The sequence below is a fragment of the Streptomyces sp. NPDC050625 genome, assembly GCF_040654755.1.
Classification (GTDB): domain Bacteria; phylum Actinomycetota; class Actinomycetes; order Streptomycetales; family Streptomycetaceae; genus Streptomyces.
The window spans coordinates 1-2,609 of sequence record NZ_JBFAIQ010000108.1 but is presented as its reverse complement, the minus strand read 5'-3'; the positions used below and the strand labels follow the sequence as shown (position 1 = coordinate 2,609).

The window sequence follows — 2,609 nt, the reverse complement described above, 5'->3', positions numbered from 1 at the left end:
AGATCAATGCGCACGCGAGCCTGAGGAACGCTTCGTGGATGTCGTCGCGGACCTCCCAGCGAATGCGCAGGCGACGGAACCAGTGCAGGTGGGCAGTTGGGTCGGCCGCGCGGCGAGGTGTCTGCCGTGGCAGGTCCTTTTCCTCGCGGCCTCCCGCCGAACCGGACTTGACGCTTTCGCTATCATCCGGCTCTCCAGTGATCACGGCGTGAATGATCTGGCCGTTTGTGCCTCGTGGATGCGGTCGTGGCAGGTGTCGCAGGCCACGACCGTTTTGCGGCGCCGGTCGAGCATGACGCGCGCCCAGTCGGACGGCGGCCATCCGGCATGAGCGAGGTCGGCAAGGGCGCGGATGTGATGCACCGTGACATCACCAGTGCTCCCGCAGATCTCGCAGGTGTCCGCCAAGAGCCGTGTGACGAGCTCTTTGTGCGGATAGTCCACCCAGACCGGCCGGCGGTCCACGATCTTCGCCGACCGCTGACGGTAAAGGGGGATTCCTCCGAACCGTGCCACCAGTGGCTTCCTGTTCTTCCGCTCGATATGGGCCTCGAAGCAGACTCGGGGTCCGCGTTCCGTGTCGATTCTGGTCTTGTGCTTGGCGGCCATCTTCGGCACGGTCGAACGGTGCTTTGCTGCGAGGGTCTTGAGCATGGATGTCTCCATGACCCAGCGCAGCCGGTGCAGCCGGGAGACGTCCCCGGCGAGCAGGTAGTACTGGACGATGCCCCGGAAAACGGCCCCGAACGTGGCAACGATCGCGTGATCGGTGCTGTTGACGAGGTCCTTTCGCTTCGCGGGCTTTCCGCGGGCGAGATAGGGCACGCATTTGGCTTTGATCACGTCCCGGGGGACACGGAGGGCGATCTGGCCGTTGACCCGTCGGTAACGGCCGGTCTTCTTCGTGTCGTTGTGCTGGACCGTGATCTCATAGCCGAGGAACCTCGCTGCCCCGGTACGGGCATGAGTGATCAGCGTCTTCTCCTGGGAGAGTTCCAGCTTGAGTTCATCATGCAGGAACGCTGCCAGGCGTTGCTTGATCTGCTCGGCCTCGGCTCGTGGCCCGGTGAAACCGAGGAGATGATCGTCCGCGTAGCGGGTGTAACGCAGCCTCCGGTAGTGCGGATCATTCGGGTCCGCACTCGGCAGACTGGTCATCCGTCGACGCACGGCACGAGCCAAAGGCCGGTCGCCGTGTTGACGGACTGTCCGCAGCAGACTCTGTAACTCCAAATACGCCGGGTTACGGGCCCGACGTTCCCCTCGGGTGTACTCCGGAATCAGCACTGTCTCTACGAACTCGTCCAACTTGTGCAGGTAGATGTTGGACAGGATCGGGGAGGCCACTCCGCCCTGCGGTGCCCCGGAGAGCGTGGCTCCCCACCTCCAGTCCTCCAGATATCCGGCTGTCAGCATGTTCTGTACCAGCCGCAGAAATCGCTGGTCACGGATCTTCTCGCTGAGAATCGTCAGAAGGACTTGGTGGTCCAGACTGCCGAAGCAATCGGCGATATCACCCTCGATAAACCAGCTGTCCCAGTCCAGGTGTGGGCCACCTCCCGCAAAGCGGTATGGCAGCCACGCCGGGGGCGAAATCCGTGCGAGCGGTCGGAGAACGTTGGCTCGTAATACGCCTCCAGCAGGAGGCGCACGACTTCGCCAACGAGCTTGTCCGACCAGGTCGGTAGCCCCAGCGGACGCGTCTTCCCATTGCTTTTCGGGATATGGACGCGCCTGACCGGACGGAAGCGGTATCGCTCGTGACGCATCGCCTCAATTATCCGGGCTATCTTTCGCTGCGACATGCCGTCCACGGTTTCCGGCGTGACCCCGGGCGTCATCGCGCCATGGTTGGCGTAGATGCGTCCGTAGGCCAGCAGATACAACTGCGGGTTGAACAGCTGTCGATACAGTTCAGTGCACGGCAGGCCCCGCCTGCCGCGTTCACGCAGGACACCCAGCACCGTTGCGGCGCTCTGCATTTCGCATACCTCCCGAGTCTCGGGTGTCCGAACCACCTGGCCCCCTTCGCCCTGCGGACGGCTTTCCCGTCCTCCCTGGCCGGGCGTTGCTCCGGCGACTACTACGGGGCCTCCGTCGCCATAGGACTCGCGTCCCGTAGGCGATCCCACGTTCGTCTCTGCTGTACGTCATAGCGCGACGTAGGCGTCCCACTCATCTCCTTGAATGCCCTCGCTGGGCATCGCTCCGCGCTCCGGAGGTGCACCGGCCAACTATAGAAGCCTGGTGCAGAACGCGGCGCCGGTTACAGCTGTCTTTCCGGCGGATGGGAACTTGCATCTGCTGGAGATTGGGCTTCAAACAATTCAGTCTTCGCCATATCGCGCGGGCCACCCAGCACACCGCCCCCGACGACTGGGCCCGGTCACTGGTTTCCTGACATGCTTTTGTCCCCTATGCCTTTCGACATCAGGTAAGTCATTGGCCCAGGAACCTCCTTCCGAGTTCCTCCCGGCTCAGCCGGGGATACAAACAGAGCGCCTCGTGGCGCACAACGTACGCTCCACAACCCAACGCTGGGTGCCCAGGCCAGAGCCATGGTCGGTACCGCGGCGGGCGATCAGCGGTTTCACACCGAGGTCCCAGAG

3 pseudogenes are annotated in these 2,609 nt (G+C 63.4%); all 3 read right to left on the bottom strand.

Annotated elements, in window-relative coordinates:
• Window positions 1-94: pseudogene (locus AB0I54_RS48065) on the bottom strand (IS5/IS1182 family transposase); the annotation flags it as partial.
• Window positions 95-201: 107 nt separating this feature from the next.
• Window positions 202-1,982: pseudogene (locus tag AB0I54_RS48060) on the bottom strand (reverse transcriptase domain-containing protein).
• Between the two features lie 534 nt (window positions 1,983-2,516).
• Window positions 2,517-2,609, bottom strand: a pseudogene (locus tag AB0I54_RS48055) (IS5/IS1182 family transposase); the annotation flags it as partial.